Below are 26,130 nucleotides of genomic sequence, written 5' to 3'. Positions count from 1 at the left end.
TTCAGCTTGCTGTGCGGCTTTACGTACTTTAGCTCGGGCGATAGCAGCGGCGACAGCGGCTTTTTTCGGGTCCGCTTCAGAGGCTTCTTCCGTTGGGGCCTCAACTTCGGTTTGTTCTGTCGCTTTACGTGCTTTAGCTCGAGCAATGGCAGCAGCAACAGCGGCCTTCTTTGGATCGACGTTGGCGTCGATAGGTTCTGGTGCTGACGTTTCAGTCTCTGATTGTTCCGATGCTTTTCGTTCGCGTGCCAGACGTTTGCGTTCTTCACGCAATTTCTTCATTTCGCTGTTGTCAGGCTCACTCTGCCCTTGAGCAGCGGCTTCCGCTTGCTTCGCTTTGGCTTTAGCTATCGCAGCAGCAACGGCGGGTTTAACAGCAGTGGCGGCATTACCTTGTTCTGATTTTGCTTTTACGCGAGCGATAGCTGCGGCGATGGCATCACCGTCGTCAGATTTTGCCATGGCTTGGCGGCGATTTTCCGCTGCTTTTTTATGGCGCTCTTCGCGTTGCTGCTTTTCACGCTCCATGCGCATTTTTTTCGCTTCAAAACGCTCACGGGCTCTCTCTGCCGCAAGCTTTTCAGCATCACGCGTGCGAATTTCTGCCTTAGCTTGTCGGTAGTATTGTACCAGCGGAATTTCACTAGGGCAGACGTAAGCGCAAGCGCCACATTCAATACAATCAAAGAGGTCGTATTCTTGGCATTTGTCGAAATCTTGATCTTTGGCATACCACTGCAGTTGCTGAGGCAATAAAGATGCAGGACAAACTTCTGCACAAGCACTGCAACGAATACACGCCATTTCACCTTGCGAAGGTGCAATTTCTTTCTTGCTCGGCACTAAAATGCAGTTTGTCACTTTGGTGACAGGCACATCAGCATGCGGAACGGTATAGCCCATCATAGGACCACCAATGATCAGCCGCTCGAGTTTAGGGTCGGGTTGGTAACCGTGTTTGTCTAATAGGAAGCGAACAGGTGTTCCTAACAGAGCCCAGCGGTTTCTCTGTTCGTGAAGTGTGGTGCCAGTTAGTGTCACCACACGTTCAATTAATGGCTCACCATCAATCACTGCACGCTTAATCGCAAAAACCGTTCCGACGTTCTGCATCATTACGCCAATGGCGGCTGGAATAGATTTTGCGGGAACTTCTTTGCCTGTGATGAGTTTGATCAGTTGTTTTTCACCACCAGATGGGTATTTGGTGGGGACGACTTGTACCAAAATGTTTGATTTACCCGTCGTCGCTGTTTTGAGTGCTGCAATGGCTTCGGGCTTATTGTCTTCCAACGCGAGAACTGTTATTTGAGGCGTTACAATATGCTGGAGGACTTCAACACCTTGAATGATCTCTTCTGCACGTTCTTGCATCAAGCGATCATCTGCGGTGATGTAAGGTTCACATTCAGCGCCATTGATGATCAGCACTTCTGTGCGTGCGAGTGCCGTTTGTAGTTTTCGCGCAGAAGGGAATCCCGCACCACCCATACCTGCAATACCCATCATCCGAATATGATCAATGAGCGTTTCTGGCGTGGCTTGGCTGAAATCAGACAGGCTGGTTTTCTCACACCACGCATCTTCAAAATCAGGGCGGATCACAATGCAGGTTTCTGATAAACCTGAGGCATGCGCGATGGTGCGCGGTTCTATGGCAACCACGTCGCCTGATGTCGGTGCGTGTACAGGGCAGCACTGCAATATGTCTGATTTTGTCAGTGGTTGACCTTTCAGTACTTTGTCACCGACGCTGACTAAAACTTGTCCTGTCGTTCCGATGTGTTGTTTCAGCGGCAGCACGATTTCATTCGGAATCTCGGCAGGCAATATACCTTGTTCACTTGACTGACGTTTGTTTTCTGGTGGATGGATACCACCATGAAAATCCCAGACTTGGCCTTGTTTTATTTGTTCGATAAGGGTGCTCATGCTTTCTCAGCTCCCTTCTGCGGCGTATCAGACAGTTGAACAACAGGAATTTGCTCCAACTGCCATTTCCAAGTTTCAGGTGTGGTTTTTACTGGGATCATTTCAATACAGTCAGTGGGGCAAGGGGCTACACACAAATCGCAACCAGTACACTCGTCTTTGATGATGGTGTGCATGGCTTTGGTACTACCAATAATGGCGTCGACAGGGCACGCTTGGATGCATTTTGTGCAACCAATACAGTCATCTTCGTAAATAAAAGCAACCGTTTTAACGGCTTCTTCTTCGTGTGCAGATTCTGTCGCTTCAACGCCCATGAGGTTAGCGAGCTTTTCAATGGTAGCTTGACCACCAGGAGGGCACTTATTGATGGTGTCGCCGTTGGCAATCGCCTCTGCATAAGGTCGACAACCCGGATAACCACATTGACCGCATTGTGTCTGAGGTAGGATTGCATCAATTTGTTCAACAATGGGATCGGCTTCGACTTTAAACCGAATAGATGCAAACCCTAGCAAAATACCAAAAATAGCGGCAAGTACAGCGATAGCCAGCACCGCAATTAAAATTCCGGTCATTACAGTTTCACCAACCCAGTAAAGCCCATGAATGCTAGCGACATCAAGCCAGCGGTGATCATCGCGATAGAAGCGCCGCGGAATGGCTGTGGCACATCAGCTGCCGCAATTCGTTCACGCATCGCGGCAAACAGAATGAGTACTAATGAGAAACCCGCCGCTGCGCCGAAGCCATAGATGATGGATTCTATAAAGTTGTGCCTTTCATTGATGTTCAATAGCGCAACACCTAATACCGCACAGTTGGTCGTAATGAGCGGAAGAAAAATACCGAGTAAACGGTAGAGCGTCGGGCTGGTTTTGTGCACCACCATTTCTGTGAATTGCACAACGACAGCAATCACGAGAATGAAGCTAAGGGTACGCAAGTACTCAAGGCCTAACGGCGCCAACACATAGGTCTCGACCAAATAGGCGCTTACTGACGCAAGCGTCAATACAAAGGTGGTCGCCAGCCCCATCCCGATTGCAGTTTCGAGTTTCTTGGAGACACCCATAAATGGGCAGAGGCCAAGAAACTTAACCAACACAAAGTTGTTTACAAGGACAGTGCCGACAAGAAGCAACAAATACTCAGTCATGCCATTCTTCGAAAATTTATAAAGATCTTTGTATTATCGGCGTTTGACGCCGCTATAACAACAGATAGGCGGCAGGGTTTTTAGGCAAAATACCGATAGCGAGCGATCTTTGAGCAAAAACGCATGTTGATTTACATGTGAGCAAACCATTAATAACAGTTACGTAGAGTGATTTTCAAAGGGATCAGTTTATCTGGAGGTAAAAGCGTTCTTGTTATACAGCGAGTTTTCGTTGATTGGCTGTTATGAAATAACTTTTTGCTTTCCTACAGTGTGGAAGTCAGTGCGACACACTGAAAGAAAGGCGGAAAAACCTAGTTCCGAGCTGGTTTTCCAAAGTAGCTCCCCCTGCAAGACTGGATTGGGCCCGCCTAGGGTTGCGACAATCAGTGCAGCGCACTGAATAACAGACGAAAAAAAACCTAGTCCGAAGACTAGGTTTCTAAAAGTGGCTCCCCCTGCAGACTGGAACGGGGCCGCCTAGGCTTGCGACAAATCGCGAAGCGATTATCCCAAACGAAAAAGGCCTCGTCTTTCGACAAGGCCTTTGTAATGTGGCTCCCCCTGCAAGACTGGAATGGGCCCGCCTAGGGTTGCGACAATCAGTGCAGCGCACTGAATAACAGACGAAAAAAAACCTAGTCCGAAGACTAGGTTTCTAAAAGTGGCTCCCCCTGCAAGACTTGAACTTGCGACATACGGATTAACAGTCCGCCGTTCTACCGACTGAACTAAGGGGGAACAGATTGTGTGGTTTGCTCAATATCGCGAAGCGACATTCTCAAACCCATGATTCGTTCCTAGAACAAACCATGAAAAGTGGCACCCCTGTGAGACTTAACGGGGCCGCCTAGGCTTGCGACATATCGCGAAGCGATACTCTCAAACCCATGATTCGTTCCTAGAACAAACCATGAAAAGTGGCTCCCCCTGCAAGACTTGAACTTGCGACATACGGATTAACAGTCCGCCGTTCTACCGACTGAACTAAGGGGGAACAGATTGTGTGGTTTGTTTAATATCGCAAAGCGACATTCTCAAACCCATGATTCGTTCCTAGAACAAACCATGAAAAGTGGCTCCCCCTGCAAGACTTGAACTTGCGACATACGGATTAACAGTCCGCCGTTCTACCGACTGAACTAAGGGGGAACAGATTGTGTGGTTTACTCAATATCGCGAAGCGACATTCTCAAACCAATGACTCGTTCTATGAACCAATCATTAAAAGTGGCACCCCTGTAAGACTTAACGGGGCCGCCTAGGCTTGCGACATATCGCGAAGCGACATTCTCAAACCAATGACTCGTTCTATGAACCAATCATTAAAAGTGGCTCCCCCTGCAAGACTTGAACTTGCGACATACGGATTAACAGTCCGCCGTTCTACCGACTGAACTAAGGGGGAATCTCTGAAAGCGGGGCGAATCTTAGCTATCACCTCCTAGGCTGTCAACCTCTGAAACAGCAGAAATTGTCGATTTTAAATCATCTGTTTATTGTGCGATCAGAGTTGGCTGCTTTTTTGCTCTGATGGCTATATATGCACCAGTATTTCGCTTGGATCAGCGTGACATGAAAAATAAATTGCGACTGGAGAGGTAACGTCAACGAAATCTCAGATGACCACCATCTTGATAGTAAAAATGGGCATCAGACTTAGATTGATTAAAAAGTGCGCAGTGCTTTTTTGCTATTCCAAGAATTGCCGTGAAATTGACTGACGAATTGCTCTGTTGATGACTTAAAACTTTGTGATGTACCTCTCATTGGGCGGTTTGATGTGTGATTGGTCGATTAAGGGAGTATTTCATTAAAAATACATTGACATTACCAAGTGCTTTTAGTGATTGCATTGGCAAAGGTTACCCACAAAATCTGTGGATAAGTATGTTAATCACAGCTTTTATCCCCATTAATTGATCCTTTGTTATGGAAAAAAACAGAAAACGAAGCGACGTCGCATTGGAATTCGGCGTAATGACAGTATGTTGGGCTTTATCCCGAAGACATTTGCCTTTCTCGATCAAAATTAACTTGTACACATGGATTTGTGGTTTTGACTCGTGCAGAAAATTTTCTGCAAGGCGTTTGCGATGATACGGTAAATGAGACAAGCTAACGGTAGAAGGATTATCAAAAGGATGAGATTGTGGAAGCCTTACCCAAATTGAACTTGAAGGGGAAAGTCAGTGATATCGAGTGGCAATGCCGCATCGATTTGGCTGCATGCTATCGTTTAGTCGCTGATATGGGATGGGGCGACCTGATTTATACCCACCTCTCTCTTCGTGTCCCTGATACGGATACCTATCTGGTTAATGCATTCGGTGTCGCATTCGATGAGGTGACTGCTTCAAACCTAGTGAAAGTTGACCTTGCTGGCAATATTCTTGATGAAACCCCATTCGACATAAATCCTGCAGGGTTTACGATTCACAGTGCGATTCACGAAGTGCGTCAGGATGCACATTGTGTTATCCATTTACATACTAACGAAACCATTGCCGTCGCAACACAAAAAGAGGGGTTACAGCCGCTCAGCCAATATTCCATGTTCTCATTGCCGTCTTTGTCTTATCACACCTATGAAGGGTTAGCGGTGAATGATGAGGAGCGACAGCGTCTTCAACGTGATTTGGGGAACACGAATCATATGTTGTTGGTTAACCATGGTGGCTTAACGTTAGGCCCAACAGTGGGTGATGCCTTTATGCGTTTTTATGATATGCAACGTGCTTGTGAGGTGCAGCTAATGCTGCAGTCGGCAGGCAAGGACAATGTTGTTGTACCGCAGTCGATTCAAGACAATATCTTTGCACAGGCGAACGTGGTGCATTCAGGCGCGACGGGTGGTCAAAAAGCATGGCCTTCTTTATTACGAAAAGCATGGCGTCTTGATCCCAGCTTTATGGAATAGAAAATCACGTCATCTTAACAAGCGACGTGTGTTAACCCGATTTTGGAGTACAAGGATGAAAGTAACATCAGTTGAAGTGTTTGATATTCATTGCCCAGACCGCCCAACGTGGAATCCGGTGTTTGTGCGAATTCACACAGATGAAGGGATCAGTGGTGTTGGTGAAGCAGGTTTGGCGTACGACTTAGGCCACAGCGCTGCGGCACATATGGTGAAAGAAATGGCGGAAGCCTTTCTTATCGGGCATGACCCATTCCAAACAGAGATGCTTTGGTCTCGCATGCTGCGCGAGAGTTTTTGGGGGCTTGGTGGCGGGCCTGTTGTCTATGCGGCGATGAGTGCCATTGATACCGCGCTTTGGGATATAAAGGGTAAGGCACTGAACTTACCGGTTTACCAACTGCTTGGTGGCAAGGTAAACGACAAGTTGCGCACTTATGCGTCGCAGTTACAGTTTGATTGGGATAAAGACTTCAAAGCGCTCTCTCGTCCTGAGGAGTACGCGGAGGCTGCGTTAAAAGCGATTGCCGAAGGGTATGATGCCGTGAAAGTCGACCCGATTATGTATGACAAAGATGGCAACACTTACTACGAGCGTACGAAAATCATTTCTCGTGCAGAGATGAAACTGTACCGTGCCCGTATGCAGGCTATTCGTGAAGCGGTTGGCGATGAAGTTGACATCATTTTTGAATGCCATAGCCTTCCTGGCGCGACCACAGCCATTCAGTTAGGCGAGATTGCCGAAGAGTTCGACTGCATGTATTACGAAGAGCCAGTCAACTACTTGAACCACTCTTTACATGCAAAAGTCGCGGACAAAGTGAAAGTGCCTATCGCCGGTGGTGAGCGTTTGTACAATCGTTGGGGTGTAAGGCCGTACCTAGAAGATCAGAGTGTTGATGTTCTGCAGCCAGATATTGGTTTGTGTGGCGGCTTTACCGAAACGAAAAAAGTTTGCGATTACGCTGATATCTTTGATGTTCGTATTCAAGCGCATGTTTGTGGCGGGCCTGTGGCAACAGCAGCGTCCTTGCACTTGGAAACGGCGATTCCAAACTTCTTGATCCATGAGCATCATACCTACGCCATTAAGGCTTGGAACCGAGAGCTATGTATTCAAGACCCTCAACCTGTTAATGGTTTCTTTGAAGTGTCAGAGGCGCCGGGTATTGGTATTGAGCTAAATGATGAAGTGGTGATGCGCTCGCCGCGCATTGTCATCAAATAAGCGTTTAACACTACGTAACCCTATGCGTCATCAATGCCCATTGGTGTTGCAGGGGAAGAAATTAAACAACCCGCATGATGCGGGTTGTTTGTTTTCGATAAGCCGAAATAACGTCGGTAACAACATCGGGAAATAGCGATCTAAAATCGATAAAACCGCTGGGCGTTGGAAAAGCGAAGTTTCAGCTTTATGTCTTCAGTTATCGGCAACTGAGCATACTCATTCCAAAGGTCACGATAGCTTGAGCGAAATTGGCAAAGAGGGAAGTTGCTCGCCAACATCACTCTGTCTTCGCCAAACCAAGCCAAGAGTTCACCAATACGTTCGCTTATGATTTTCGATTCATACTGCCGCTCGACCATCTCCCAACCTGACGCTTTAATGTATACGTTAGGCTTCTTCGCGAGTCGCTGCAGATTATGCGCCCAGATATTTCTGTTTTTAGACGGTGCAAATCCGGCATGGTTAAAGGCAACGATGAGATTGGGAATATTCTCAATAACTGAAAGAAATGTTGTCATTGCCGCGGTGTTATCACCATCAAACTGTGCTTCAAATATGAGGTTAGTGTCCGCTATCACCTGTAGATTGGACTTTACATTCTCATCGCTCAGCAAAACCTCTGCATCGTCATCAAGTATGTGCCTGACACCAACCACAGAGTTGTAGCGACAAAGTGCAGATACCTGCTTGAGAAATGCTGAGCGCGACAGAGTGAGGTCAACACAGCCAATACTTCTTAGTGGCAATGAAACGGCTTCTTCCAGCCACGCAATTTCGCGCCAAGGCTGCGCGTTATCAAATCCCGCTTCTATATGCACGATGCCTGAAAGCTGCTGTGGGTTTGATAGTGTCAGATCGGACTCAGACCAATTTTGACAAATCATCGATTTGTCAGGCCAAAATGGCGGATTGCCATCTCGTACCCAGTCATAGTGTCCGTGCTGTAAATCGAACAAATGTAGGTGAGCGTCGATAATCTCCATCACTTACTGCGCCGTATAGCCGCCATCAACGGCGTGAAGACTTCCGGTAATAAAGCTGGCTTTGTCACTTGCAAGGAACACAACGAGATTGGCGACTTCTTCAGGTTGCGCAATTCGTCCAAGTGGTTGCAGTTTGCCTTCTTCTTGATGAATGTCGTCTTTATTTGCACCTGAACGTGCGCAATAGCTGTCGATAGCTTTGTGATAGAGCGGTGTTTCAGTGGTGCCAGCACATACGGCATTCGCACGGATGTTGTAGGCTGCAAAATCCAGAGCGGTTGTTTTTGCCATGGATGCAATGGCATGTTTACTGAGGTTGTAGGCAAATGAATTATGTTTAGCGATGGTGCATTGATCTGAACCGAGCAACACAATGCTGCCTTTATTAGCGGCCTTCATTGCTGGTAAACAGGCTCGAATAGCAAAGTATGCCCCTTTCACATTGATGGCCAACACACGGTCCAAATCGGCCTCGCTGGTGTTTTCAATGGTTGAACTAAAGTGGATACCCGCATTGCAAACCAGCACATCAATAGCCCCATTGTCTGCCAATATTTGGTCAACGGCAGATTGCACTGCTTGGGTGTCGGTGACATTGCATTCAACCCATTCGCCAACGGGAGCTGGTTGGAGGTCTAAGCTAAAGGTTTTATATCCTTCAGTGATTAAGCCCCGAACCACGGCCAGCCCAATCCCCGCAGAGCCACCTGTCACGATTGCGACTTTATTCATTTTATTCCTCAATATATAAACGTAAACCAATGCGCATTTGTTCGTTGGTATCTTATTTTCGTTGCGCATGACTTCGAAAACTAATGAGTGTGATGATCCGTGGCGCGACAAAAGAAGTCAACTGGCTCAAGGCATTGCTGCTAATAAAAGAAAACACGTAGGAAATTAGCATGTCAGTGCTTTGTCAGTTGACTTAGTGCTAGCAGCGGGGAAAATGATGGGTTCGAAATCACTAGTCACGGATGCGTCATGGTTAAAACCTTTAACTTACATTCGCCTTTCAAACCAGCGGGTGATCAGCCAACAGCGATCAACCAACTGCTGGATGGGTTGGATTCGGGATTAGCACACCAAACATTGCTGGGTGTTACGGGGTCGGGTAAAACCTATACTATGGCCAATGTGATCGCCCAGACGGGTCGGCCGACCATGATCTTGGCACCCAACAAAACATTGGCAGCACAACTTTATGGTGAGATGCGAGAGTTTTTCCCTGAGAATGCAGTCGAATATTTTGTTTCTTATTATGATTATTACCAGCCTGAAGCGTATGTGCCCTCAACGGATACCTTTATCGAGAAAGATGCATCGATAAACGAGCACGTTGAACAAATGCGTTTGTCTGCCACCAAAGCATTAATGGAAAGACGCGATGTGGTGATCGTCGCTTCAGTGTCTGCCATTTATGGCTTGGGTGATCCCAACTCATACTTGAAAATGATGCTTCATTTACGTCGTGGTGATGTCATTGATCAGCGAAGCATTCTCCGTCGTTTGGCGGAGATCCAATATAGCCGCAATGATCAGGCATTTACTCGCGGTACATTTCGCGTGCGTGGTGAAGTGATCGATGTTTTCCCAGCTGAATCTGATCGTGATGCTATTCGCGTTGAGCTGTTTGATGGCGAAGTGGAATGCATCAGTATCTTTGACCCGCTAACGGGCGCTATTTCTGAACGAGACTTACCGCGTTGTACTATCTATCCTAAAACCCACTATGTGACGCCTCGTGAACGCATTATGGAAGCGATTGAACACATAAAAGTGGAGTTAGTTGACCGTAAGAAAGTGTTGCTCGAAAACAACAAATTAATTGAAGAACAGCGGATTTCTCAGCGAACCTTGTTTGACCTTGAAATGATGCAAGAGCTTGGTTATTGCTCGGGCATTGAAAACTACTCTCGTTATTTAAGCGGCCGAAATGACGGCGAGCCGCCTCCAACATTGTTTGATTACCTGCCGGCAGACGGTTTACTGATCATCGATGAATCTCACGTCACAGTGCCGCAGATAGGCGCGATGTATAAAGGGGATCGCTCTCGAAAAGAAAACCTTGTGGAATACGGGTTCCGATTACCCTCGGCGCTTGATAATCGACCACTAAAGTTTGATGAGTTCGAGTCGATTGCACCGCAGACTGTGTATGTGTCGGCAACACCTAGTGCGTATGAGATTGAAAAGTCAGACGGTGAAATCGCGGAGCAAGTCGTGCGACCGACGGGACTACTTGATCCGGTTATTGAAGTGCGACCTGTTTCGACGCAAGTTGACGATCTTCTCTCAGAAATCCGTATCCGAGAGTCGAAAAATGAACGCGTGTTAGTAACGACGCTGACCAAACGCATGGCGGAAGATCTCACTGAGTACCTTGAAGAACATGGTGTACGCGTGCGGTACTTGCACTCTGATATCGACACTGTTGAACGTATCGAGATTATTCGCGATCTTCGACTGGGTGAATTTGATGTGCTGGTGGGTATTAACTTACTCCGAGAAGGCTTAGATATGCCAGAAGTCTCTTTGGTGGCGATTTTGGATGCTGATAAAGAAGGGTTCTTGCGTTCGGAGCGGTCTCTTATTCAGACCATTGGTCGAGCAGCGCGTAACTTGAGCGGTAAAGCTATTCTCTATGGCGATAGTATTACCAAATCTATGCGAAGAGCGATTGATGAAACCGAGCGTCGTCGAGAGAAGCAAGAGGCTTATAATACTGAGCACGGTATTGTGCCGCAAAAGCTAAACAAAAAAGTTTCCGATATTATGGAGATGGGCGGTAAGCGAAAATCTAAGCCTAGAGTGGCGCCTTCTTTGAAAGCAGTCGCAGAGGAAGATGCACTGTATGAAAGCAAATCGCCTCAGCAGATTGAAGCCCGAATACAGAAGTTGGAAGCGCAGATGTATGAGGCAGCTCAAAACTTGGAATTTGAAACTGCGGCAGGTCTACGAGACGAAATATCTTCACTTCGTACTCTGTTTATCCAAAATAGCTAAAAAAAAAGCCAACCGTAAAGAGTCGGTTGGCTATCTTGTTTCAGTGAACGAAGTGCTCACAAACAACGTCAGTTGGCTAGGTGACCCAGAAGGGTCAAGTTAACTAAAGCATTTAACATGCCAACTTTGCTGAACACTTATAAAGGTATACTCACCGGACTCCATACTGCGTAATTGCAATTTCTTTTGCAAATTGCAATGCAAAACGCGTGCAAATTTGCCTAGTTACTGAAATTCAGCGTTATACTTGAAACATGATTTTCGAGATTAATAACAATTTATAGAATTATAGCGGGGGTTCAATGCTAGGTTCTGGCGCTAAGAAGCGCGTGCTGATGGTGGAAGATACCGCATCAGTTGCAGCGTTATACAAATCGTATCTCAATCCACTAGACGTCGATGTCGAGATAGCAAGTACAGGTCAACAGGCTTTAGATCATTTTTCTTCTGGGCACACATTTTCGTTGATCTTACTGGATCTGCGTTTGCCCGATATTTCTGGTTTTGAAGTATTGGCTGAAATTCGAAAACACCAACCGGAAATTCCTGTTGTCATTATGACCGCACATGGCTCGATAGATGCCGCCGTAGAGGCGTTACGTTATGGCGCCAGTGATTTTTTGATAAAGCCGTGTGAAGCCGAATTGCTGCGCGCGACGGTGAACAATGCACTAAAGCCAAAAAGCAAAACCGCGGGTTCTGCGCAAGAGGGCTCGTACTACGGATTTATTGGACAAAGTTTGTCCATGCAAGCGGTTTACCGAGTTATTGAATCTGCTGCGCCTAGCAAGGCAACGGTGTTTATTACTGGTGAAAGCGGCACAGGGAAAGAAGTGTGTGCAGAGGCTATTCATGCAGCAAGTGCTCGCGCCCAAAAGCCGTTCGTTGCGATTAACTGTGCTGCGATTCCCAAGGATTTGATCGAGAGTGAGTTGTTTGGTCATATGAAAGGGGCGTTTACCGGAGCTGCATCTGAACGAGAAGGCGCGGCTGAACTGGCGGACGGCGGTACTTTGTTTCTTGATGAAATCTGCGAAATGGATTTAGATCTTCAATCTAAACTGTTGCGATTTATTCAAACGGGTTCCTTTCAAAAGGTGGGTTCGTCCAAGGTTAAACATGTCGATGTGCGTTTTATTTGCGCCACGAACAGAGATCCATGGGTGGAGGTATCAAAAGGTAATTTTAGAGAGGATCTCTACTACCGTTTGCATGTCATTCCGTTAGGATTGCCGCCACTTAGAGATCGCGGCGAAGACGTCGTTGAAATTGCTCAGTCGTTGTTATTGATGTTTGCCATGGAAGAAGGGAAAGAGTTTCGATCCTTTAGTGAAGGGGTGACTCAAAGGCTTTTGAACTACGAATGGCCAGGTAATGTGAGGCAATTACAGAACGTTATTCGTAACACAGTCGTGCTGCATAGTGGGCAAGAAGTAACAGAAAATATGTTACCTCCGCCATTGTCTCTCGTTTCTGGTGTCAAAATTGCATCACAGCCTCCTATAAGAAATGCTCAAGTAGCAATAGAGCGAGTAAATGATGGTGGATTCTCGGCGGCGACGGAAATGTTGAAGCAAGGAATCACAAGCAAAGCGGATATTGAACCTTTGTGGTTGGTTGAGAAGCGAGCGATACAAATTGCGATAGATGCCTGTGATGGCAATATCCCGCAAGCCGCTGGCCTCTTAGAAGTTAGTCCATCCACTATTTATCGTAAGCTGCAGAGTTGGCAAGAATCTCAATAGAAGGAAAATGTTTATGGCGTCCATAGTGAACCATGAAACGTTGCGGCGGCTGGCAGTAGAAGTAGGGGAAGAAACCGTTTCTTCTCTTTTGGTAGTTTTTAGCGACGAGCTAAGCCGTTATTCAAATGAATTGTCTGAAACACCGAGTGCAATGCAGGTGCGTGAGATTAGTCATGCAATAAAGAGCAGCGCAGCAAGCTTTGGTGCAGACGAGCTAGCAGAATTGGCTCGCGAGTGTGAGTCACGAGTCAAGCTAGGTCAAGAGTCGTGGGTTCATGAGCAACTGCCTCGCCTGACATCGATGATTGAAGGAACAGCGTCTCAGTACAAGGCATTAGCTAGCAGACAAGATCTTTTTGATAGATAACGTTAACTTATCTCTATCATGTCTCCACTGGTGGTTGGCGGAAGCAAGGTCCTCAACCACCTGTTGATAACTATCCTCAAGTTCCTCGTCCAAATCTGGACCCAAAACAATATCAATCGCTCTACCTCCCATGGAACGCTCACACCAAGAAAGCATCGTTTTTAGCGACATGGAGCCTGCAGGGCCTGTTTCTTTGCCGAGATTTCGGACAAACACGATGTTGGCCTGTGTTTGCTTGAGGGCACGACTGATTTCGGGCAGTAAGATAGGTGGCATTACACTCGTTAAGAAACTTCCAGGGCCGAGTATCACAAGGTCTGCATCGTTGATCGCGAGTACTGCTTCTTTGGTCGCTGGTACGACAGGATCAAGCATGAGTCTTGCTGGTGGCTCGGGCAAATCATCGACGTCTGTTTCGCCAGAGATGACGATACCGGCTCTGGTTTGTGCAGCAAGGTCGGCAGGGTGTTCTGACATGGGAACAATGTTAGTGGTCACTTTCAGCATGTCACGGATGAGATTGATTGCTTCTAATGGTCGAATTGACAAATTATCAAGCGCTGTCAGCATCAGATTTCCTAGGTTATGACCGTCTAATTCACCATTTCCCTTGAATCGATACTCGAAAATCATTGAACCGATGGAAGGTTCTGTAATCAATTGGTTGATGCAATTGCGGGTGTCTCCCCAGGCGATACCCCCCTGACATGCTCGAATTCTGCCGGTTGAACCGCCATTGTCTGTGGTAGTGACAATACCGGTAACATTTTCTCCGTATTCACTCAGTGCTGAAAGCATACGTCCGAGACCATGCCCACCACCGATAGCAACGATTGTTTGATTATTTTTTTTAGTCGTCATCGCAATTACTTTTGTTGTTGTATACAGCAATAATAAGGCATAGATCGTAAAAACTGTCACAATCTTCTGCTTTTCATTGATTGTTTTGATTTTTAGATCACGAGAAGCGAAAAAAAAGACCAGATTTTATCTGATCTTTCTTTGGAACCAGCAGCAGGGAGCGACTAGTGAGGATCCTTCATCAAACTCAGTAGATATTCAGCGGTATCACTGCAGGAGTTGGCGGCCATTAGCACTTGTTTCTCACTGGCAGGTATGGGTAGGAGTTCTAACCAGCGTTGGCACAACCAGCTTAAGTTGTCGAAATTTGGCGCTTTGTGAAGAGAGCTGAGTTCTGGGTATCGGTCGAACATGATTTGCAACCGCTCTGCCAATGGCGCGGCATCGTTACTTACTGCACGTTCTGGCCACTTTGGTAAAGGTTGGCATTGTGCGTCTAGAATTCCAGCTTCATTTTCTTTGATGCTATCAATGACAAAACTCTCATGACCACAAACGGTAATAGTCAGAGCGCCATCGTCACTGGCCATGTTGAAGTCTTCAATCGTCACTCGGGTTCCGATACCTGCGCCAATAGGGCTGGTTTCATCCATACATACGCCAAGATCCAAACCGTGCTGCATGGCATATTTCACGGTATTGAGTTGTTCTCCTTGCACCACGCGAAGTGGAAGACGGCCAGAAGGTAATATATGACGATTATTAAACAATATTGGTAGTGTGATTGCCATCGTGAGCTCCCAGTCATATGCTTGCAGCGATTGTTATTTTGGCCATTTGCCTATGTATGCTGCGCATTATTGTCATTGGTTTATACCCCGAGTGATGTGTTGCTGACTCGGGAAGTACCGGAACTACTTAGATACCTGTGTCTTTCAATCCATACTGCAAGTTCAATGCCTACTAAACGACGCCCAGTTTCTGCGTCTTGTCTGGTGGTCATTGCAAATTGCATTTCAAAACTGCAAATTTTGAATACCAAAATGCTAACGATTGGCTGGCACAATACTCTTAAAGTGTAAGCCCTGTTCGTCATAATGAAGGAAAAAATGATTCTTCCTCTCATTTAGGCATAGATACAGCCAGTGTATAGATTGAAACCAAATTGTGCTTTAAGGTTGTGTGTTAGGTCTGTTTGTGTTTTGAGACGGTAAGCAATTAGTTGTGAAAGTGCCGCCTCAACATAAAAGTGACCGTCATTTATTGTTAATAGATGACATAGTTTGCTAAATTAACCTCACTGGTTTGAGGTTTTGTGTAAAACAAGTCTCTTACTTCAATGACTCCGAAGCCTAGTTCGCTAAGTTCACCCGAATATGGGGGCTAGGCCGTGACATTATGTCACCAGGGCGGCCATAGAAATGTGTCCGTCTCCCGTATTTGGAAAGGTGTTTTGTGGCTGTTCAATTTCAAGATTCTTTCGATCGCAAGTTTTACTACTTGCGGTTGTCGATTACAGACGTGTGTAACTTTCGGTGCACCTATTGCTTGCCGGATGGTTATAAACCTGCCCAGAAGAATTCAAGCTTTCTTTCCCTCGATGAGTTGCGTCGAGTGGTTGCGGCGTTTGCTGATTGCGGAACATCTAAAGTCCGTATCACCGGTGGTGAACCCAGCTTAAGAAAAGACTTCACTGATATTATTTCGATGATCTCGGCCCAAGAAGGCATCGAGAAAGTCGCGATGACCACAAACGGTTATCGTTTGGCTCAAAAAGCGCAGGAATGGCGAGATGCGGGTCTAACTAATATCAATGTCAGTATCGATAGCCTTGACCCTCGAATGTTCCATCAGATCACGGGCGAGAACAAGTTTCATCAAGTGATGAAAGGGCTCGATGCTGCGTTTGACGCGGGATTTTCACAAGTGAAAGTCAATGCGGTGCTGCTTAAAGATCTAAACAGTGGCGAGCTACCCGCGTTTTTACGTTGGATCAAAGACCGACCTATCCAATTGCGTTTTATCGAGTTGATGCAAACGGGCGAGATGGACTCTCTTTTCGATAAGCACCATCAATCTGGCGTCTCAATCCGTAATCATCTCATCGCGAATGGTTGGGGTATGAAAGTGCGAGAGGCGAGTGATGGCCCTGCTGAAGTCTATTGTCACCCTGACTATCTCGGTGAAATTGGCCTCATCATGCCGTACAAAAAAGATTTCTGTCATTCTTGCAATCGCTTACGTGTTTCTGCTCTGGGTAAACTCCACATGTGCCTGTTTGGCGATTACGGTGTTGAACTACGTGATTTGTTGCAAGAAGACTCGCAAGAGACTGCGTTGATTTCACGTATTCAAGGCCAGCTTTCAAACAAAAAAGAAAGCCACTTTCTAGATCAGGGGCATACCGGCATGACGCCGCACCTGGCATCCATCGGCGGTTAATACCGTTCATTGACATTATTCGTTGAGGTTTAGATTTTATGGGTCACGCTGTTACTGAGTTTTCGCCAGCAAAAATTGCCGTACTGACGGTTTCAGATACACGTACAGAAGAAAATGATACGTCTGGTCAGTTTCTGGTTGATGCGCTGAAAGAAGCCGGCCATACATTGGCAGACAAAAAAATCGTTATCGATGACATTTATCAAATTCGTTCTATTGTTTCGCAGTGGATTGCTGATCAAAACGTTCAGGCCATCATGATCACTGGCGGTACGGGTTTTACGTCACGTGATAGTACCCCAGAAGCGATTAAACCGCTTTTCGATAAAGAAGTTGAAGGCTTTGGTGAGTTGTTCCGCGCGATTTCTTTCCAAGAAATCGGCACATCGACTATCCAGTCTCGCGCGATTGCGGGTTTTGCTAACCATACCGTGATTTTTGGTATGCCAGGTTCGACAGGCGCTTGCCGCACTGGTTGGAATGGCATTATCAAGCAGCAACTCGATGCGAGTCACCGCCCGTGTAACTTTATGCCACATCTTGGTCAATAATCCATGAGTCAGTTCACGCACATTAATGCTTCTGGCGAAGCCAACATGGTCGATGTTTCCGCCAAAGCTGAGACAGTCAGAGAAGCGCGCGCTGAAGCTTATATTGATATGGCACCAGAAACGCTTGAGTTGATCGTATCAGGCCAACACCACAAAGGTGACGTGTTTGCCACAGCGCGTATCGCGGGAATTCAAGCGGCGAAACGTACTTGGGATTTGATTCCGTTGTGCCATCCTCTGATGCTAACCAAAGTGGAAGTATCACTCGAAGCGCTGCCTGAAACCTCACAAGTTCGTATTGAATCACTATGTAAACTCACCGGTAAAACCGGCGTAGAGATGGAAGCGCTAACCGCAGCCTCTGTTGCAGCGCTGACGATTTACGATATGTGTAAAGCTGTGCAAAAAGACATGGTGATTGGGCAGGTGCGTTTACTGGAAAAAACAGGCGGAAAGTCTGGTCACTTTAAGGTGGAACAATGATCCAAGTGTTTTTCTTTGCTCAAGTGAAAGAGCTTGTGGGAACCAGTTCTGTGACGCTTGACGCTGAGTACTCTTCTGCAGAAGAAATTCGCCAGCACCTTGCGGCGAAAGGTGACAAATGGTCATTAGCGCTCGAATCTGGAAAATTGCTGGTGGCAGTCAACCAAACGATCACCGATCTTTCATCACCGGTCAAAGATGGTGATGAGGTGGCTTTTTTCCCACCCGTCACTGGGGGGTAACCCATGATTTCAGTGCAGCACGAAGATTTTTCGATTGCCGATGAATATCAGCGATTGAATGACAGTGATAGCGACGGTGCGATTGTCACGTTTGTGGGCAAAGTTCGAGACATGAACTTGGGTGATAATGTCACTGGATTGACACTTGAACATTATCCCGGCATGACAGAAAAATCACTCAACAGCATTGTTGATCAAGCTAAGGCTCGTTGGCCTTTGACGTATGTGCGGGTTATTCATCGTGTGGGTGCGCTGAGCATCGGTGATCAGATTGTGTTTGTCGGCGTATCCAGTGCTCACCGTAACGCTGCGTTTGAAGCATGTGAGTTCATCATGGACTTTTTAAAAACACAGGCTCCTTTTTGGAAGAAAGAGCGCTTGAATGATAACGAACGTTGGGTGGAAGCGCGCGATAGCGATGATGCTGCCGCAAAACGCTGGTAAGTTATAAAGCTTCAAAACGACTGAATAAATAAAAAGGGATGCCGAGGCATCCCTTTTTGGTTCTATTCGCTGTATCGCGATGGCCTCTCAGTCAACGGCTAGTGAGAGACTTAAGAATTATCCGCAGTTTGCTGCGCCTAACTCTTTCCAAACACCCCATTGACCAGTAGTGCCTGGTACTTCATTGGTTGTCCACCACTTGGCTGAGTACTCTTTACCACCTTGAGTCACTACATCACCAGAGTTGTAAACCACGCCTTCTTTCCATGCGTTTGCACAGATTGGGTCAGTCACGTCTTTTTGCACTGCAACTGTTGCTGATGCGCTATCTGCAAGCTTGCCATCAGACACAGTCACAGAGAACGTAAGGTTAGTGGTTGATGTGTAGCTGTCTGCAACAAATGATAGTGACGCACCGTTTACGGTTGCTTGAACTCCTGCTGGGATATCCCATGTGTAAGTCAGCGTGTCGTTATCTTTATCGCTTGAACCACTTGCGTCAACCAACACCATGTCGCCTGCTTTTGCAGTGGCTGGCGCATTGATAGCGGCCACTGGCGCAGTGTTGGTTGGCTCGGTTCCACCTTGCTTCTTCGCAATCACTGTCACGGTATCAACAGAGGTAGCACCTTTGTCGTCAGTGACGGTTAGAGAGAACACATACTGAGTGTCAACGGTTACTGCTGGAATATCAGCAGAAGCGGATACCGCATTCGCATTAGTCAGTACAACCGATGGACCGCCAGTTTGCTTCCAGCTGTAAGCGACAACTTGACCATCAGTATCGTTTGATGCTGAACCGTCTAGTGACACTATGCTCGCTGCTTCAACTGTTACATCTGCACCCGCATTGGCAATAGGCGCTTTGTTGCGTGGTGGCTGTGTACCGTCTTTAGCCAGTGACTCTTGCATTGCATTAAGGATGTCACCGTTGTCTGCATCAATCTCCCAAGCAAATAGGCCTGCGAAGTTGTTTTGACGAACATATGCCCCTTTCGCCATGACAGAGCGTTTGTTGTCGTAAGTGACTAGGTCACCGTTTGATGGGTCCCAAGCCCAAGGAGCTTCAGCTTGTTCGTCATAGCCTAGGACGACGCCCGCTTTATTCTCGTAGTCAGAAACGACATCTTTATAGTCGATGACGCCTGCTTCCCAAGAACCCGCAATTTTGCCGTTACCTACGCCCGTCATTGGGTTCGTTGGGTCAGACATGCTTGCTTCGGTAACACCTGTCCAGCCACGACCGTACATTGCTGCACCAACAACCAGTTTTTGAGGTGGAACGCCCTTCTCTAGAAGAAGGTTGACGCCGTTAACAGTGGTGTAAGCAGGTCCTTTACGTGGTTTCCCTTCAGCGTCTAAGCCTTTGCCAGCACACTCGTCAGCAGACATGTGGCTGCCGCAATCCAACGCTGCTTGATGGCCGACAACGTTGTTCCAACCGCCATAGTAGTCGTACGTCATCGCAAAGATGTAATCCATGTATGGCACAGCGTCTACATAGTTAACGTCTTCGATTTTGTCGTAGCCAACGCCAACGGCTGAGGTCAACTCGTAGGTGCGGCCTGTGTCAGCAGACAATTCATCTAGCATAGCGCGGAGTTCTTGCATCAATACGGCATAAGTATCACCGTCTTTTGCAGAGTCACCAAGATTAGGGTTAGCGCCTGAACCACCTGGGTATTCCCAGTCAATGTCTACACCATCGTAGAATTTCCACGTTTGTAGGAAACGCTTAACGGAAGCGACAAATTTGTCACGTTTAGTCTTATCACCAAACTCGTAGAACGGGTCAGAAAGCGTCCAGCCACCAATAGATGGAAGGATTTTCAGATCAGGATAACGCTGCTTGAGCGCCATGATCTGGCCATAAGTCCCTTTATAAGACGATGAGAAAGATTGCCCAGACTGCGGGTGAGGCATTTGAACTGCAGCCCATGGGTCGTGAATAACAACTTCATAATCTGGTAAGCCTGCACACGCGCGGTTTAGCGCCGCTAGGGGGCCGTCTTCCAAAGAAGGGTTGTTGCCACAAATAGGGACGAAGCCATAGATAATGTGTGTTAGGTTCTGAGCTGGAATTTTATCAACGGCAAATTTTCGGCCATAAACGCCCCATTCAACAAAATAAGCACCAACAACGGTGTCTGCTGGGGTTGTGTAGTTGCCATTGTTAGGGTCAACATTCATTGGCAACGGATCAAGGTGGCTACCGTCTGTGTCTGCCACAACGATTTGCTTTGGCGCGCTTGGTGTACAAGTTTGCGCAGCACCTGTGCCACTACAAAGCTCAACAACCATGTCGTATTGACCGCCTTTAGCTACTTGCAGAATAGCTGATTCTTTCTGGCTTGCTGATGGCGTTACGTTTGCTTCATGAACAACGTTGCCATTTAGAAGAACGCGCCATGATTCAGCTGGGTCACCAGACCAACGGTCCCAAGAGACGGGCACTTCAGCAAAAGGTTTGACAGTGACTAGGTCTTTATATGCAGTGGCAGCGTCATTGACTTCAATGATGGCGAAATTGGTTTCGCCCCAACCAATGATCGGTGCGCCGGGTGCAGCTAAGGCAGGGGAGGATATCGCTCCTGCCACAGAGGCAGCAAGCAGCCCCTTGAGAAAAGCCGTTTTGTTCATCTTAATATACCTTGAAAATTTATTGCGAGAATTAACTATTCAGCGCATGAATGTGGGCTAATCTTCGTTAACCCTGATTAGATAGTTGTTGTTAAAGCTAAGTAAGGCAAAATTAAGAAGAAATGTTTTAGAGGGATGAAAGAAATTTGAGCAACATCTCCGTTACATTGCGGTTATTTTTTCTACAGCAAGTCACAGAAATGAGTGCTTTTTATTTATATTGAATTAAGTGATATGTCGATCATTAGGATTGATCGAGAAAAATGAGGCAAAAAAATAGCTTCTCAAGAGAGAAGCTATTTATTCAAGCGATAAACTGCGTTTCAACGGTTGCCTTTTGCTTTTTCATCGTTTGCTGGTTTTTGTTTCCCAACAGGAATAAAGCCATGTCGAACACGAGAGCACAGAGGTCTAGATTGTGAGCCAGCGGGTCTCATTTTTTGATCGTCTCTTTTCTATTGTTTGTTAAAAGTCATTATGTTTGTTGCTGCTGCACCTCAATGCCGAAAAACAACGAATCGTTACATCGGTACAGAGACATAGTGCGCAATAATTAAGACTTTAACAATTGAATATGAGTCACAGCGGGAACTTTTTTGAATAAATTCTAAACAGGATTTTTTTTATTCCAATTGGTTATTAAAACGACAAAGTGATTTTAATTGCTTGTTTTGTTGAGGAAAGAGCAATTGGAGGTGCCGAAGTTCTCATTGTGTCAAAACTGCGTCTGGTATGCAGTTATGCTTTGCTACACTTTTAATGTTAGAAAAATGCACACGCAGTATTTGTGCCTGAGCGGTAACCATCAATCAGGAGGATTACAATGGGACATAAGCGTATTAGTAACAAAAAGATCCAGCAAATGTTACACGACATCATGCCAGAAGACGCACAAAAGACGAAAGATGATTCCCTCGTTGAAGGAAAGACAGCGAAGGGTAACGATGAAACTCCTCTTAAGCTTGATAACGAGCAGAAGTAGCGATTTTTCACAGAGACTTTTAAGTAAACAATACACATAAATCGTCTAAATGGAGCCAGTAGCTAACCCTGCTGGCTTTTTTATTATCTGAAAGTCAGTCCTGTCTAATTGATCAATTTATCATACGACGAACACCGAACCATTTGAAAATATGGATAAAAAATATAATCAATGTAGGCACATCATTGCCTGAGATCAAGGTAGAAACAATGAAGAACCCACTATAATTGAGTGGTTATTTATGCAAATTTTGTGAGAAATGATTCAGGTTTTAATCTTTTATTTGTTACTAAATGTGGATATATATCGGGATATTTACCGATAACATCGAATTATTCTGCTTAAAAATTGTTCTTTTTGGGTATTTTCTGCAATTTTATACTTTCATATGCCTCAACAGTGAAGTATCTGTTCAATCACGCTCATGCATATGGTCATATCTGCTGCTTTTTCTCTCCATGTTGGTTTTATGTGACTTTTTTTGTCGATTTTGTGGCAAATTACTTTGATGCTTGGTAATGTTCCAAGCAATTCTCCACCCCTACTGAATTGATTCGATGAAATGAGACTTAGTTTTCATCTCGATTTAAGCGTGTCGGAGAGTGTCATGGATGCAAGCAAAGGATAAATTGGAGTATCTGCATGTATAAGAACAAAATCACTCAGGCGCTATTACTGGGCGCTGGTCTAGCGGTTTCCGCTACCTCTTTCACTGCAACAGCTGTCGAAGTTCCTGCTGGCGTAAAACTCGCTCCAGTGCAGGAAATGGTTCGCGGTAACGGTACTGAAGTTGCTTCGCTTGACCCGCACAAAGTAGAAGGCGTGCCAGAAGCTCACGTTCTGCGTGATTTGATGGAAGGTCTAGTTATTCAAGATGCTGTCGGCAATACCATCCCCGGTGTTGCAGAATCTTGGTCAACGGATGACAACCAGACCTTCACATTTAAAATCCGTAAAGATGCAAAGTGGTCAAATGGCGACCCTGTCACCGCTTATGACTTCGAATACAGTTTTAAGCGCGCGGTAGATCCAAATACAGCATCGCCTTACGCGTGGTATATCGAAAAAACCCAGATGAAGGGTGCGAAAGATATTATTGCTGCGAAAAAGCCAGTTGAAGAACTAGGTGTTAAAGCGGTCGATGCCGAAACGCTCGTTGTTGAAACTGAAGTGCCTCTTCCTTATTTCGTGAAGATGATGGCGCACACCACCATGTATCCTGTGCACAAAGCAACGGCAGAAAAATTTGGTGATGCGTGGACTAAACCTGAAAACTTTGTCAGTAACGGTGCTTATCAGCTAACTGACTGGGTTGTTAACGAAAAAATTGTCTTGTCGCGTAACGAAAATTACTGGGACAACAAAGACACGGCTATCGATAAAGTTACCTTCCTGCCAATCGAAAACCAAAATGCTGAAATGAACCGTTTTCTTTCTGGTGAAATCAACATTACTTATGAAGTGCCGAATGAGCAGTTCCGTCGCTTGAAGAAAGAATATCCGCAAAATGTGGTTGTTTCGCCAAACCTATGTACTTATTACTACGGCTTTAATACCCAAAAAGCGCCGTTTGATGATGCACGCGTTCGTAAAGCTCTCTCTTACTCAATCGATCGCGATATCGTTTCCAATGCAATTTGGGGTCAAGGTCAAACGCCTGCATATGCACTGACTCACAGTGGTATTACTGGTTTCACACCGGATGCACCAGAATATGCTGGTATGACCCAGAAGCAACGTGTTGAAAAAGCGAAAGAGCTTTTGACAGAAGCTGGTTTTGGAAAGGGTAACCCACTTGATTTTACCCTGCTTTACAACACCAGCGAAAACCACAAGAAAACGGCTGTTGCGATTCAGTCCATGTGGAAAAAGTCTCTGGGTAAATTTGTGAACGTGACCTTGGAAAACCAAGAGTGGAAAACGTACTTAGACAACAGTAAGCAAGGCAACTTTGATGTCCGTCGTGCAGGCTGGTGTGCTGACTACAACGAGGCGTCATCTTTCCTAGCGATAGCAAAAACTGATAACGGCTCGAATGATCAGAAGTACTCGAGTGCTATTTTTGATAAAGCCATGAACGATGCTGTCAAAGTCGCTAAAACGGAAGCTGAGCGTAATGGTTATTACGCAATCGCTGAAGCTCAATTGGCGAAAGACATGCCAATCGCTCCTATTTTCCAATACGTTCAGCCGCGCTTGGTTGCAACAAATGTAGGTGGCTACCCAGACAAGAACCCTCAAGACAATATCTACACCAAAGATATGTTCATTATCGCAGAATAATAACAGGGTCGTTCCATGCGTCTGTGGAGGTTTCCACAGGCGCATGTGTTTTTGAGCATATGTGGGATGCTTTATGTTTAGATTGATTTTTACTCGTACGTTAGAAGCAATACCAACCTTGCTGGTATTGATCACGATTTCGTTTTTCTTGATGCGTTTTGCACCAGGAAACCCTTTCTCCTCTGAAAAGACGCTGCCTCCGCAGGTCATGGAAAACATCAACGCAAAATACGGCCTTGATAAGCCCGTGTTTGAGCAATACACCACGTATTTGGGAAATATTCTGCAAGGCGATTTTGGCCCTTCATTCAAATATAAAGACTATACAGTGAATGAATTGGTGGCTTCTGCTTTGCCAGTTTCCGCAAAAGTGGGTTTTTATGCCTTTATTCTTACTGTTGTTGTCGGTGTGACGATTGGCACCATTGCGGCCTTGCGGCAAAACAGCTGGGTCGACTATCTCATCATGTCCACGTCCATGTTCGGTGTGGTGTTGCCTTCGTTCGTACTTGCGCCAGTGCTGATTTACATCTTTTCAATCGGCCTTGGATGGCTACCCGCGGGTGGTTGGAATGGCGGCGCCATTGAATTCATGATCTTACCCATCCTTGCCATGTCGTTTCTATATATCGCTACCTTTGCTCGTATTACGCGTGGCAGCATGATTGAAACCTTGAACAGTAACTTTATCCGTACCGCAAAAGCCAAGGGCTTGAGCATGAGATATATCGTTATCAAGCATGCTTTGCGTCCAGCTATGTTGCCAGTGGTGTCATACATGGGCCCTGCATTTGTCGGCATCATTACGGGCTCTGTCGTCATCGAAACCATTTTTGGTCTTCCTGGTATTGGTAAGTTATTTGTTAACGCTGCGTTCAACCGTGACTATTCACTGGTGATGGGCGTGACCATTTTGATTGGTACTTTGTTTATCATCTTTAACGCCATTGTGGATATTTTGCTGGCGTGGCTAGATCCGAAGATTCGTTATTGAGGTTTGAAATATGCTGTTAAAAAGAGAAGAAAATAACGAAGCTATCGACAACTTTTCTGCACAACTTGAAGTAGAAGGTCGCAGCTTGTGGCAAGACGCGCGTATTCGTTTTATGCGTAATAAAGCTGCAATGACCAGTTTGGCTATTTTGCTATGCATTACCTTGTGGGTGATTGTGGGGCCATTCTTTGCAACCTATGCATTTGATGATACCGATTGGTATGCCATGCATGCGGCGCCATCATTGGGCGCAGAAGGCCATGTCTTTGGTACCGACGCACTGGGCCGAGACATTTATGTCCGAACCTTGGTGGGTGGCCAAATCTCCTTAATGGTTGGCCTGATGGGTGCCTTGGTTGCAGTCCTTATTGGTACTGTTTATGGCGCAGCTTCTGGTTATATTGGTGGCCGTACTGACCGTGTCATGATGCGTATTCTGGAGATCCTGAACGCGATTCCTTTCATGTTCTTGGTGATTGTACTCGTGACCTTTTTTGGCCGAAACATTGTGCTTATCTTCGTTGCTATCGGCGCGATTGCTTGGCTAGACATGGCGCGAATTGTCCGAGGACAAACGCTGAGCCTACGTAACAAAGAGTTTATTGAAGCCGCTCATGTCTGCGGTGTGAGCACGCGAAATATTATCCTCCGTCATATCATTCCAAATGTGTTAGGTATCGTGGCCGTTTATTCAACGCTGTTGATTCCAAGTATGATTTTGATTGAATCCTTCCTCAGCTTTTTGGGCTTAGGTGTACAAGAGCCAATGACAAGTTGGGGCGCGTTGTTGCAAGAAGGTTCGCAAACGATGGAACTGGCGATTTGGCAACTGGCTTTTCCAACCATGTTTATGGTGACCACATTGTTGTGCTTCAACTATGTGGGTGATGGTCTTCGTGACGCGCTAGATCCTAAGGATCGATAA

At 46.1% G+C, this 26,130-nt stretch carries 22 protein-coding genes, 4 tRNA genes and 1 riboswitch; of the genes, 14 read left to right on the top strand and 12 right to left on the bottom strand.

Going from position 1 to position 26,130, the window contains the following annotated elements; all coding sequences use genetic code 11:
- The 7 genes from rsxC to LRP50_RS17625 all read right to left on the bottom strand — a co-directional run.
- Nucleotides 1-1,932, bottom strand: a 1,932-nt coding sequence (gene rsxC, locus LRP50_RS17655) for an electron transport complex subunit RsxC (RefSeq protein ID WP_274165768.1), incomplete at its 3' end; no start/stop codon positions are given.
- Nucleotides 1,929-2,510 carry an electron transport complex subunit RsxB gene (gene rsxB, locus LRP50_RS17650; protein ID WP_274165767.1) on the bottom strand — a complete coding sequence of 194 codons (582 nt, stop codon included), beginning with the start codon at nt 2,508-2,510 and terminating at the stop codon, nt 1,929-1,931. The genes rsxC and rsxB, both read right to left, overlap by 4 nt.
- On the bottom strand, nt 2,510-3,091 hold the full coding sequence (gene rsxA, locus LRP50_RS17645) for an electron transport complex subunit RsxA (RefSeq protein WP_274165766.1): 582 nt from the start codon (nt 3,089-3,091) through the stop codon (nt 2,510-2,512). Before rsxA ends, rsxB begins: the two co-directional genes overlap by 1 nt.
- 665 nt (nt 3,092-3,756) lie before the next feature.
- Nucleotides 3,757-3,832, bottom strand: a tRNA-Asn gene (locus LRP50_RS17640).
- A 180-nt stretch (nt 3,833-4,012) separates the two neighbouring features.
- Nucleotides 4,013-4,088 (bottom strand) — tRNA-Asn (locus LRP50_RS17635).
- 79 nt (nt 4,089-4,167) lie between these two features.
- A tRNA-Asn gene (locus LRP50_RS17630) sits at nt 4,168-4,243 on the bottom strand.
- Between the two features lie 180 nt (nt 4,244-4,423).
- Nucleotides 4,424-4,499: transfer RNA gene (locus LRP50_RS17625), tRNA-Asn, on the bottom strand.
- A gap of 744 nt (nt 4,500-5,243) precedes the next feature.
- Here LRP50_RS17625 and LRP50_RS17620 point away from each other — a divergent pair.
- Both LRP50_RS17620 and LRP50_RS17615 read left to right on the top strand, forming a co-directional pair.
- Nucleotides 5,244-6,011, top strand: coding sequence for a class II aldolase/adducin family protein (locus tag LRP50_RS17620; RefSeq protein WP_274165765.1), 768 nt, complete (start codon nt 5,244-5,246; stop codon nt 6,009-6,011).
- Between the two features lie 55 nt (nt 6,012-6,066).
- Nucleotides 6,067-7,242, top strand: coding sequence for a mandelate racemase/muconate lactonizing enzyme family protein (locus LRP50_RS17615; RefSeq protein ID WP_274165764.1), 1,176 nt, complete (start codon nt 6,067-6,069; stop codon nt 7,240-7,242).
- Between the two features lie 140 nt (nt 7,243-7,382).
- Here LRP50_RS17615 and LRP50_RS17610 read toward each other — a convergent pair whose 3' ends face one another.
- Nucleotides 7,383-8,228, bottom strand: coding sequence for an amidohydrolase family protein (locus LRP50_RS17610; RefSeq protein WP_274165771.1), 846 nt, complete (start codon nt 8,226-8,228; stop codon nt 7,383-7,385).
- A gap of 3 nt (nt 8,229-8,231) precedes the next feature.
- Nucleotides 8,232-8,960, bottom strand: coding sequence for an SDR family NAD(P)-dependent oxidoreductase (locus LRP50_RS17605; protein WP_274165763.1), 729 nt, complete (start codon nt 8,958-8,960; stop codon nt 8,232-8,234).
- Nucleotides 8,961-9,209: 249 nt separating this feature from the next.
- Between LRP50_RS17605 and uvrB the strand changes: the two genes are divergently transcribed.
- The 3 genes from uvrB (at nt 9,210) to LRP50_RS17590 (ending at nt 13,343) form a co-directional block, all read left to right on the top strand.
- On the top strand, nt 9,210-11,231 hold the full coding sequence (uvrB, locus tag LRP50_RS17600; RefSeq protein ID WP_274165762.1) for an excinuclease ABC subunit UvrB: 2,022 nt from the start codon (nt 9,210-9,212) through the stop codon (nt 11,229-11,231).
- 302 nt (nt 11,232-11,533) lie between these two features.
- Entirely contained in the window at nt 11,534-12,976 is a 1,443-nt protein-coding gene (gene luxO, locus LRP50_RS17595) for a quorum-sensing sigma-54 dependent transcriptional regulator LuxO (RefSeq protein ID WP_274165761.1), read from the top strand.
- A gap of 13 nt (nt 12,977-12,989) precedes the next feature.
- Nucleotides 12,990-13,343 (top strand): Hpt domain-containing protein, encoded by a 354-nt coding sequence (locus LRP50_RS17590; RefSeq protein ID WP_274165760.1) that lies wholly within the window; start codon nt 12,990-12,992, stop codon nt 13,341-13,343.
- Here LRP50_RS17590 and yvcK read toward each other — a convergent pair.
- Together yvcK and LRP50_RS17580 are read right to left on the bottom strand one after the other, a co-directional pair.
- Nucleotides 13,311-14,204 carry a uridine diphosphate-N-acetylglucosamine-binding protein YvcK gene (gene yvcK, locus LRP50_RS17585; protein ID WP_274165759.1) on the bottom strand — a complete coding sequence of 298 codons (894 nt, stop codon included), beginning with the start codon at nt 14,202-14,204 and terminating at the stop codon, nt 13,311-13,313. The genes LRP50_RS17590 and yvcK overlap by 33 nt on opposite strands.
- 164 nt (nt 14,205-14,368) lie before the next feature.
- Nucleotides 14,369-14,935: an LON peptidase substrate-binding domain-containing protein gene (locus tag LRP50_RS17580; RefSeq protein WP_274165758.1), complete on the bottom strand. Its 567-nt coding sequence runs from the start codon at nt 14,933-14,935 to the stop codon at nt 14,369-14,371.
- A 540-nt stretch (nt 14,936-15,475) separates the two neighbouring features.
- Nucleotides 15,476-15,611: riboswitch (molybdenum cofactor riboswitch) on the top strand.
- Here LRP50_RS17580 and moaA point away from each other — a divergent pair.
- The 5 genes from moaA to moaE all read left to right on the top strand — a co-directional run bounded on the left by moaA (nt 15,600) and on the right by moaE (nt 18,306).
- Nucleotides 15,600-16,586 carry a GTP 3',8-cyclase MoaA gene (moaA, locus tag LRP50_RS17575; protein WP_274165757.1) on the top strand — a complete coding sequence of 329 codons (987 nt, stop codon included), beginning with the start codon at nt 15,600-15,602 and terminating at the stop codon, nt 16,584-16,586. (Overlaps the previous riboswitch by 12 nt.)
- A 38-nt stretch (nt 16,587-16,624) precedes the next feature.
- Nucleotides 16,625-17,137, top strand: a complete 513-nt coding sequence (gene moaB / locus LRP50_RS17570; RefSeq protein WP_028022801.1) for a molybdenum cofactor biosynthesis protein B — start codon at nt 16,625-16,627, stop codon at nt 17,135-17,137.
- A 3-nt stretch (nt 17,138-17,140) separates the two neighbouring features.
- Nucleotides 17,141-17,620, top strand: coding sequence for a cyclic pyranopterin monophosphate synthase MoaC (gene moaC, locus LRP50_RS17565; protein ID WP_274165756.1), 480 nt, complete (start codon nt 17,141-17,143; stop codon nt 17,618-17,620).
- Nucleotides 17,617-17,862, top strand: coding sequence for a molybdopterin synthase sulfur carrier subunit (gene moaD, locus LRP50_RS17560; protein ID WP_274165755.1), 246 nt, complete (start codon nt 17,617-17,619; stop codon nt 17,860-17,862). Before moaC ends, moaD begins: the two co-directional genes overlap by 4 nt.
- Before the next feature lie 3 nt (nt 17,863-17,865).
- The gene (gene moaE / locus LRP50_RS17555; protein WP_274165754.1) at nt 17,866-18,306 is read left to right on the top strand and encodes a molybdopterin synthase catalytic subunit MoaE; all 441 of its coding nucleotides are present in this window, start codon (nt 17,866-17,868) and stop codon (nt 18,304-18,306) included.
- Between the two features lie 117 nt (nt 18,307-18,423).
- Here the strand turns inward: moaE and LRP50_RS17550 are convergent, their stop codons facing one another.
- A complete protein-coding gene (locus tag LRP50_RS17550) occupies nt 18,424-20,946 on the bottom strand; it encodes a glycosyl hydrolase family 18 protein (protein WP_274165753.1) in 2,523 nt (840 codons plus the stop codon).
- Between the two features lie 823 nt (nt 20,947-21,769).
- Here LRP50_RS17550 and LRP50_RS17545 point away from each other — a divergent pair.
- From LRP50_RS17545 to oppC, 4 genes are all read left to right on the top strand, one after another.
- On the top strand, nt 21,770-21,928 hold the full coding sequence (locus tag LRP50_RS17545; protein WP_274165752.1) for a hypothetical protein: 159 nt from the start codon (nt 21,770-21,772) through the stop codon (nt 21,926-21,928).
- A gap of 642 nt (nt 21,929-22,570) precedes the next feature.
- A complete protein-coding gene (locus LRP50_RS17540; protein ID WP_274165751.1) occupies nt 22,571-24,211 on the top strand; it encodes an ABC transporter substrate-binding protein in 1,641 nt (546 codons plus the stop codon).
- A 73-nt stretch (nt 24,212-24,284) separates the two neighbouring features.
- Nucleotides 24,285-25,205, top strand: a complete 921-nt coding sequence (gene oppB / locus LRP50_RS17535; protein ID WP_274165750.1) for an oligopeptide ABC transporter permease OppB — start codon at nt 24,285-24,287, stop codon at nt 25,203-25,205.
- Between the two features lie 13 nt (nt 25,206-25,218).
- Nucleotides 25,219-26,130, top strand: a complete 912-nt coding sequence (oppC, locus tag LRP50_RS17530; RefSeq protein WP_274165770.1) for an oligopeptide ABC transporter permease OppC — start codon at nt 25,219-25,221, stop codon at nt 26,128-26,130.

This window comes from Enterovibrio gelatinilyticus (genome assembly GCF_028683095.1).
Classification (GTDB): Bacteria; Pseudomonadota; Gammaproteobacteria; order Enterobacterales; family Vibrionaceae; genus Enterovibrio; species Enterovibrio gelatinilyticus.
Note: the sequence above shows the minus strand (reverse complement) of the source record. Positions and strands in the feature narration are given on the sequence as shown.

Bases quoted from the DNA above. Each gene is read 5' to 3' on its own strand.
- moaE (WP_274165754.1), top strand. From the start codon at position 17,866: ATGATTTCAGTGCAGCACGAAGATTTTTCGATTGCCGATGAATATCAG.
- LRP50_RS17540 (WP_274165751.1), top strand. From the start codon at position 22,571: ATGTATAAGAACAAAATCACTCAGGCGCTATTACTGGGCGCTGGTCTA.
- moaC (WP_274165756.1), top strand. From the start codon at position 17,141: ATGAGTCAGTTCACGCACATTAATGCTTCTGGCGAAGCCAACATGGTC.
- moaB (WP_028022801.1), top strand. From the start codon at position 16,625: ATGGGTCACGCTGTTACTGAGTTTTCGCCAGCAAAAATTGCCGTACTG.
- yvcK (WP_274165759.1), bottom strand. From the start codon at position 14,204: ATGACGACTAAAAAAAATAATCAAACAATCGTTGCTATCGGTGGTGGG.
- uvrB (WP_274165762.1), top strand. From the start codon at position 9,210: ATGGTTAAAACCTTTAACTTACATTCGCCTTTCAAACCAGCGGGTGAT.
- LRP50_RS17605 (WP_274165763.1), bottom strand. From the start codon at position 8,960: ATGAATAAAGTCGCAATCGTGACAGGTGGCTCTGCGGGGATTGGGCTG.
- LRP50_RS17580 (WP_274165758.1), bottom strand. From the start codon at position 14,935: ATGGCAATCACACTACCAATATTGTTTAATAATCGTCATATATTACCT.
- LRP50_RS17550 (WP_274165753.1), bottom strand. From the start codon at position 20,946: ATGAACAAAACGGCTTTTCTCAAGGGGCTGCTTGCTGCCTCTGTGGCA.
- rsxA (WP_274165766.1), bottom strand. From the start codon at position 3,091: ATGACTGAGTATTTGTTGCTTCTTGTCGGCACTGTCCTTGTAAACAAC.
- LRP50_RS17545 (WP_274165752.1), top strand. From the start codon at position 21,770: ATGGGACATAAGCGTATTAGTAACAAAAAGATCCAGCAAATGTTACAC.
- LRP50_RS17615 (WP_274165764.1), top strand. From the start codon at position 6,067: ATGAAAGTAACATCAGTTGAAGTGTTTGATATTCATTGCCCAGACCGC.
- rsxB (WP_274165767.1), bottom strand. From the start codon at position 2,510: ATGACCGGAATTTTAATTGCGGTGCTGGCTATCGCTGTACTTGCCGCT.
- LRP50_RS17610 (WP_274165771.1), bottom strand. From the start codon at position 8,228: ATGGAGATTATCGACGCTCACCTACATTTGTTCGATTTACAGCACGGA.
- oppB (WP_274165750.1), top strand. From the start codon at position 24,285: ATGTTTAGATTGATTTTTACTCGTACGTTAGAAGCAATACCAACCTTG.
- moaD (WP_274165755.1), top strand. From the start codon at position 17,617: ATGATCCAAGTGTTTTTCTTTGCTCAAGTGAAAGAGCTTGTGGGAACC.
- LRP50_RS17590 (WP_274165760.1), top strand. From the start codon at position 12,990: ATGGCGTCCATAGTGAACCATGAAACGTTGCGGCGGCTGGCAGTAGAA.
- luxO (WP_274165761.1), top strand. From the start codon at position 11,534: ATGCTAGGTTCTGGCGCTAAGAAGCGCGTGCTGATGGTGGAAGATACC.